This is a genomic window from Tenacibaculum sp. 1B UA (assembly GCF_033978845.1).
In the GTDB taxonomy this organism is placed as follows: domain Bacteria; phylum Bacteroidota; class Bacteroidia; order Flavobacteriales; family Flavobacteriaceae; genus Polaribacter.
In genome coordinates this window covers 96,844-104,315 of the sequence record NZ_JAKVUA010000011.1, presented here as the reverse complement: position 1 = coordinate 104,315, position 7,472 = coordinate 96,844, and the positions used below count along the sequence as shown (strand labels likewise).

The 7,472-nt window shown below is 33.6% G+C and carries 6 protein-coding genes; 3 read left to right on the top strand and 3 right to left on the bottom strand.

Annotated features, from left to right (window positions below; all coding sequences use genetic code 11):
• The 3 genes from MK851_RS10115 to MK851_RS10105 form a co-directional block, all read left to right on the top strand.
• On the top strand, positions 1-1,715 hold a 1,715-nt coding region (locus MK851_RS10115; protein ID WP_320243630.1), incomplete at its 5' end, for a gliding motility-associated C-terminal domain-containing protein.
• Between the two features lie 36 nt (positions 1,716-1,751).
• Positions 1,752-2,675 carry a type IX secretion system membrane protein PorP/SprF gene (locus MK851_RS10110; RefSeq protein WP_303507954.1) on the top strand — a complete coding sequence of 308 codons (924 nt, stop codon included), beginning with the start codon at positions 1,752-1,754 and terminating at the stop codon, positions 2,673-2,675.
• 26 nt (positions 2,676-2,701) lie between these two features.
• Positions 2,702-4,627: an OmpA family protein gene (locus tag MK851_RS10105; protein WP_320243628.1), complete on the top strand. Its 1,926-nt coding sequence runs from the start codon at positions 2,702-2,704 to the stop codon at positions 4,625-4,627.
• A 575-nt stretch (positions 4,628-5,202) separates the two neighbouring features.
• Here the strand turns inward: MK851_RS10105 and MK851_RS10100 are convergent.
• From MK851_RS10100 to MK851_RS10090, 3 genes are read right to left on the bottom strand one after another with little or no spacing between them, the layout of a single operon-like run.
• On the bottom strand, positions 5,203-5,616 hold the full coding sequence (locus MK851_RS10100) for a DUF6691 family protein (protein WP_320243626.1): 414 nt from the start codon (positions 5,614-5,616) through the stop codon (positions 5,203-5,205).
• A 1-nt stretch (position 5,617) separates the two neighbouring features.
• On the bottom strand, positions 5,618-6,178 hold the full coding sequence (locus MK851_RS10095) for a YeeE/YedE family protein (protein ID WP_320243624.1): 561 nt from the start codon (positions 6,176-6,178) through the stop codon (positions 5,618-5,620).
• Entirely contained in the window at positions 6,178-7,416 is a 1,239-nt protein-coding gene (locus MK851_RS10090; RefSeq protein WP_320243622.1) for a 3-deoxy-D-manno-octulosonic acid transferase, read from the bottom strand. The genes MK851_RS10095 and MK851_RS10090 overlap by 1 nt, the downstream gene beginning before the upstream one ends.
• Positions 7,417-7,472: the final 56 nt, after the last annotated feature.

Here is a 7,472-nt window from a genome sequence, read left to right as displayed (position 1 = left end):
GCGGAGCAGTAACAGTAACAGTATCCGACACCGATAATGGCGGCAGTGGTTGTAATGACAGTCCCTTAGTAATCACACGCACCTATACCTTAACCGACTGTGGCGGCTTAACGACAGAATTAGTGCAAATCATCACGGTACACGATACAGTAGCACCTACAGGAACAGCACCGTCAGACATTACGGTCGCTTGTATGAGTGAAGTACCTGTAGCCGATGCCTCAGCAGTACTTGACGAAGCAGACAATTGTGGTGGTGCGGTTACAGTTACAGTAGCCGATACAGACAATGGCGGAAGTGGCTGTAACGACAGTCCGCTCATCATTACCCGTACCTATACCCTGATGGATTGTGGTGGCTTGACTACCAATTTGGTACAAACCATTACGGTACATGATACATTAGCACCTACAGGAACAGCACCATCAGACATTACGGTCGCTTGTATGAATGAAGTACCCGCAGCCGATGCCTCAGCAGTACTTGACAAAGCAGACAATTGTGGTGGCGCGGTTACAGTTACAGTAGCCGATACAGACAATGGCGGAAGTGGTTGTAACGACAGTCCGCTCATCATTACCCGTACCTATACCCTGATGGATTGTGGTGGCTTGACTACCGATTTGGTACAAACCATTACGGTACACGACACATTAGCACCTACAGGAACAGCACCGTCAGACATTACGGTCGCTTGTATGAGTGAAGTACCCGCAGCCGATGCCTCAGCAGTACTTGACGAAGCAGACAATTGTGGTGGTGCGGTTACAGTTACAGTAGCCGATACAGATAATGGTGGTTTAGAAAATGTTGCTTTTCCTTTGATTATTACCCGTACCTATACCTTGACCGATTGTGGTGGCTTGACTACCGACTTGGTTCAAACGATTAGAGTAGAAGATACTATAGCCCCTAATTTTATAGGAACAATGCCAGAAGATATGGTAATAGAGCATAATATAGATACGATACCAGTAGCAGAAACGTTGACAGCAACAGACAATTGTGACGAGGCGGTTACAGTAAGTTTTGATGAAACAATAACAGCGGGTAACTGTACAGGAAATTATACCATACATAGAAAATGGACTGCAACCGATAAATCTGGTTTACAAACAGTACATAATCAGATAATCACGGTGACAGATACCACCGCTCCCACTTTTAATGGAGACGTACCTAGTGATTTTTATACTAGCTGTGACGCTATTCCTGAAGCATCAAAAATGAAAGCAATCGATAAAAGCTCTGAGGTAACAATTACATTAAATGAGTACGAAGAAGCAGGAGAATGTGAAAACCAGTACGTGTTAGTAAGAGAGTGGACGGCAGCAGATGCCTGTGGTAACAGCACAAAGCATTTGCAAAGAATACACGTGGTATGTGAAATAAAAGACGAAGACGTTCACAATGCCATAAATGTAGGAGATTCATCATACAATAATTATTTAAAGATAGACGGTATTGATTGTTTTCCTGAAAATACACTTAGAATCTTCAACCGCTGGGGTGTTGAAGTATATGCAGAAAAGGGCTATAACAATGAAGAAAAAGTGTTTAAGGGCTATTCTAACGGAAGATCCACAATAGGAAAAGACAAGGGCTTACCAACAGGAAATTACTTTTACATTATAGACTATCAATTTAGTTCAGATAAATTAAACTATAAAACATTGCAAAAGTCTGGTTTTATATATATAAACAATAATAAATAAAAACAAATAGCCGTGAAATATATAACCAAAAAAAATATGAATAAATCTTTGTGTATACTATTGCTAATTTTATCAGAATTAACATTCGGTCAACAAGATTCGCAATACACACAATATATGTATAATACTCAAACGGTAAACCCTGGATATGCAGGGAGCCGGGGAGTATTTAGTTTATCAGGTTTGTACCGTGCTCAATGGGTAGGGATAGAAGGGGCACCAAGAACTTTAAATTTTTCATTCAATACTCCAATCAATGAGCGTTTGGGAACAGGTCTCACTTTTTATAGGGATGAAATAGGTATTTCAATAGAGAACTACATAGCTGCCGATTTTTCTTATACTTTGCCTCTTAACAATTTTGGAACCTATCTTTCTTTTGGGTTAAAGGGAGGAATAAATATTTTAGATGTTGATTTTAGCAAATTAAGCCCCAACAATCCTAATGACCCTACTTTTGATAGCTCAAACAATATAAACGGACAGGTTTCTCCAGTAATAGGAGCGGGACTTTACTTAAGACATGAAGATAAGTGGTATATAGGGGTTTCAGCTCCTAATATGTTAAAGACAACGCATTATGATGATACTACAGTAAGTACAGCTAATGAGCGAATTCATTTTTATTTAATAGGGGGATATGTATTCGATTTAAGCTCAATGTGGAAGTTCAAACCCGCTTTTTTGTTAAAAGAAGTAGAAGGTGCCCCTTTAGCAGCCGATTTGTCAGCTAATTTTTTGTTTAATGAAAAGTTGACTTTAGGAGCTGCCTATAGATGGGATAGTGCAGTAAGTGGTCTAATTGGGTTTCAAGTAACTAAAGGGATGATGCTAGGTTATGCTTACGATTACGACTTAACCGATATTGGTAATTATACAAATGGCGCTCACGAATTTTTTATTCGTTTTGAAACGGTTAACAGAAATAAAAACAAGGTGGTTAGCCCTAGATTTTTCTAATATTTTACATCAAAAAAATAATTATTATGTATTTTATCAATAGAACTCGGCAAAGTAAATTACTTGTTTTACTTTTAATTTCGGTTGTTTTCCAGTCTTATAGCCAAAAAAAAACAATAGAAAAAGCAAATAAAGCATTTACTAGTAAGGCTTATGTTGAAGCAGCTATTATATACGAAAAAGTTTTTAATAAAGGATATAAATCGGAATCCTTATTACAAAACTTAGGAGACAGTTATTACTTTAATGGGAAGTATAAAGATGCAGTAAAATGGTATGCTAAACTATTTAACTTAAATAAGCATCAGTTAGCAATTTATGAGCTTAGATACGCGCAAGCTTTAAAGGCATCAGGAAAAGCTTTGTTGGGAAAAGAGTATTACGAGCAATATCTTTCCAAAATAGGAGTAAAAGAAAGTCCTGTAAGAACAACAGATAAGTACTTAGAGTTAATAAAAGCAAATTCAAGACGTTATAGGATAAATAAAGTTCCCTTTAATTCAGATGGTATCGATTTTGGATTAAGTCGATATGGAAAAGATAAATTTGTATTTGCATCTACAAGAAATACTAGAAATAAAGTGAGTACTTGGGATGGTTTACCTTATCTAGATTTATACGAAGTAAAAATATCAAATAATTCTGTCGGGACACCGTCACTTTTAAAAGGAAAGATTAATAATAAATACCATGAGTCTACTGCAAGCTTTACAAAAGATGGTAACACTATGTATTTTACACGTACTTCACCGAAAGTAAGTAATAAAAGCAGTGAATTACGTTTAAAAATATTTAAAGCAACTCTATATAAAGGTGAGTGGGGAAATATAGAAGAACTTTCTATTAACGAAGATGGATTTAATACAGCACATCCAGTATTAAATATTCAGGAAAACAAACTTTATTTTGTGTCTGATCGTCCAGGAGGAGAAGGTGCTACTGATATTTATTATACCGAAGTAAAAGAAGATGGTAGTTTAGGAGAGGTCAAAAATCTAGGAAAAAAAGTAAATACCCCAGGAAGAGAGTCTTTCCCGTTTATTTCAGAGAATAACGAGTTATATTTTTCATCAGATGGTCATTTTGGGTTGGGGGGATACGATGTATTTTTCATCAAAATGAATACCCTAGGAGAGCCATCAGGAGAGCTGCTAAATGTGGGTTCACCCATAAACTCTTCTTTTGACGATATCTGTTATATTGTTTATAAAGGTAAAGGCTTTATAAGTTCCAATAGGTCAGAAAAAGGTCAAGGGTATGATAATATTTATAGTTTTATAGAAAAGAAACCTCTACGAGAAGTGTCTGTAAAAAGTCGTATGCATGGTATAGTTACTGATAAAGAATCAGCTTTTCCTTTGAGAGGGACTGTAATTAAGATATTTAATACAGATAATATACTTTTACATACTTTACGAACAAATCAAGATGGGAAATATAATATTGAAGTTGCATATAAGCCCGCTTATATTTTAAATGTAATGAAAGAAGGATATAAAGCAACAGATGGTTTTTCTAAAGAATTACAAGAAGATAGAAAACACAACTTTCAATTGTCTCCTGAAAACACAAAGCTTTTATCAGGTACAGACTTGGCTAAAACATTAAATGTTCCGCCTGTATATTTTGATTATGGGCAATGGAATATAAGAGCTAGTGCTGAAGTAGAACTTCAGAAAATAGTAGAAACGATGAAGCAGTACCCTAAGTTAAAAGTAGAAATACGTTCTCATACAGACAGTCGAAGTAATGATGACTTTAATATGAGCTTATCTAGAAAACGATCAGAGTCTACAAAAAAATATCTTTTGTACCATGGGGTTTCTAAAGATAGAATAACAGCTAAAGGGTATGGAGAAACACAATTACTTAATAAATGCTCCAATAATGTTCCTTGTAGTGAAAAAGAGCATCAAATTAATAGAAGAAGTGAGTTTATTATTGTTAATTAACTATAAGTAGGCAGTATTAATGAAATTCCTCTTATTTTATTCCCCACAAAACCCTATAAATGTTTTTATTTATAGGGTTTTAAAGTTAGCAATGAATAGAAAAACACTATATTAGAGAATTAAATTAAGATGTGTAGTTAGTAGCGTGGTCTTCCCTAAAGATAAAACAGTTTAAATTCGAATTTATTAACTTTAAAGTAAAAACTTTCACAACGAAAACGATACACTACTACCTTAGAAAAGTTAGAAAAAGTAGCCACTACAAAATCAGCTTATAGTAATGCGGTGAACAAATGTAAAAATGCCTTTGTAAACTTAAAATACTAGCAAGAAAAACACTTAATAGTTTTATAGTATTTAATACAAATGTTTTATCTATTCAAAAAGTAAAAACAATTAATAGAAAGATACAAAAGGTATTAAAAAAATCATTACAAGCTAAACTTAACAAGTTAGAAGAAAACTATACAAAACTAGTTAATACCTATACTATATAATCTATTAATAGGGTTAGTACAAACATCAAAAGATGTAGATGCTTAAAGACCAAAATAGAAACAAGTAAGTAGAGTAAATTATGAAGGTAACTTCTTACTCAATAAACCATAAATAAAAGCTCCTATAAGAGCTCCTAAGAGCACAATAATCATTGGGAGTATTCCTTGTCCAATCAAAACAAAAATAGGGGCAGGGCATGCACCTGCTAATGCCCAGCCTAACCCAAAGATAGTACCGCCAACTAAAGTTCGTATAAAACCTTTTTTCTTTTCTTTAATATTGATTTGATTACCTAAGTAGTCTTTAATCTTTCCGTTTTTAAAGAAATACATGAAAACCATAGAAAGAGCTACGGCAGAACCAATTATTCCGTACATGTGGAATGATTGAAACTTAAACATTTCATAAATGCGATACCAAGAAACAGCTTCAGATTTCGATAAAATGATTCCGAAAACAATACCGATAATTAAAAATTTTATATTCTTCATTCTAACCAAAAATTAAAGGGAATAGTACCCAAGTCATAAATAAACCACCAATAAAAAATCCAACTATTGCAATTAAAGAAGGTAATTGAAAACTACTCAAGCCAGTAATAGCGTGCCCTGAAGTACAACCGCCTGCATAACGAGTTCCAAAACCAATTAAAACTCCAGCAATTAACAAAATGCTAAAACCTTTAAATGTTAACATGTTCTCTATACTAAAAACTTCGTTAGGAACATATGTCATTCCAGCATCTATAAAACCTAAATCAGCTAATTCACTTATGGTCGTTGGATTTAAATCAATTCCTGGTGTAGCAGATAAGTAATTAATGGCTATATATCCTCCAATTAATAGACCAACTAAAAAGATAATCGCCCAATAACGTTCTTTCCAATCTTTCTTAAAATAATCAGATACTTTACCAGCACCTGCCATTGTACACATAGTTTCTAAATTGGTTGATACACCAAAATTTTTTCCAAAGTAAAAAAACAAAAAAAGTATCATTGCAATAAGTGGTCCAGATACATACCAAGGCCAAGGTTGTAATATAAAATCCATTATAATGTGTTTTTTAAATAAGTGACAATGGTTTTTGTTGCACCCACTTTATTTGAAATGTAATTGTGGTTAACGCTTCCCATTTGCTCTCTTAGTTTTTTATCTGATTTCAATAAAGCAAAATTACTAGAAAAATCGTTAGTATTTACAACGGTTTTAGCTCCTCTTAACTCAAGTAAATCGACAGCTTCTTGAAACTTATTGTATTTATTACCTCCAAAAATAACAGGAATGCCGTACGTAGCAGGCTCTAAAATATTGTGTAAACCAGTAGCTAACCCTCCCCCTACATAGGCTACATCAGCATATGAGTAAATTTTGGTAAGCAAACCAATGGTATCAATAATAAAAACTTGATAATTGGATAGTGTTTTGCCATCTTTTTCAGAATAAAGAATAGTTTTCTTGTGGATAGCGTCTTGTAGTTCTTTTATTTGTTTTTGATGAATATTATGTGGAGCAATAATAAACTTTTCGTCATCAGTAGCATGATTGTTAATGTGATCTACCAATAACTCTTCGTCTTCTTTCCATGTACTACCTGCAATAACGGTATATTGATTATTTTTAAACTCGGAGATAAAATCTAAAGAATTGTCTTGTTGTAAAATATCAACTACACGATCAAATCGAGTATCACCAGCAATGGTTACATTATTAAAGTTGACAGCGTTTAATAAGTTTTTTGAAGTTTGGTTTTGCACAAAAAAGTGATTAAACGCTGTCAATTTTTTACGCATAAAACTTCCGTACCACGTAAAAAAGGATTGCTTTTTTCTAAAAATACCCGAAATTAAAATGGTTGAAATTTCTTGCTTTTTTAATTCAGAAAGGAGGTTAGGCCAAAATTCATATTTAATCATAATAGCCATTTCTGGATGTACCTGTTTGATGAAATTTTTAACGTTCGATTTGGTGTCTAATGGTAAATAGCAAATGACATCGGCTAGTGGATAATTCTTCCTGATTTCATAACCTGAAGGAGAAAAAAAAGTGACTACAATTTTATAGTTTTTATAACTTTGTTTTAATTCTTGAATAATAGGTCTTCCTTGTTCGAATTCCCCTAGAGATGCTGCATGAAACCAAATTACTTTGTCAGTTTTAGAAATACTGGCGAGTTTTGAAAATGTTTCTTTTCTTCCCTTATAAAACAGCTTTATTTTTTTGTTGAACAAAGCTATTAGAGGCAGGAATATTGATGTGATAAAAAGAAATATGTTGTATAAAAAATTCATTATGCGAATTTATGAAATAAAAAAATCAGTGAAGTTACTCACTGATTTTTTATTCT

Bases quoted from the DNA above. Each gene is read 5' to 3' on its own strand.
- MK851_RS10110 (WP_303507954.1), top strand. From the start codon at position 1,752: ATGAATAAATCTTTGTGTATACTATTGCTAATTTTATCAGAATTAACA.
- MK851_RS10105 (WP_320243628.1), top strand. From the start codon at position 2,702: ATGTATTTTATCAATAGAACTCGGCAAAGTAAATTACTTGTTTTACTT.
- MK851_RS10100 (WP_320243626.1), bottom strand. From the start codon at position 5,616: ATGAAGAATATAAAATTTTTAATTATCGGTATTGTTTTCGGAATCATT.
- MK851_RS10095 (WP_320243624.1), bottom strand. From the start codon at position 6,178: ATGGATTTTATATTACAACCTTGGCCTTGGTATGTATCTGGACCACTT.
- MK851_RS10090 (WP_320243622.1), bottom strand. From the start codon at position 7,416: ATGAATTTTTTATACAACATATTTCTTTTTATCACATCAATATTCCTG.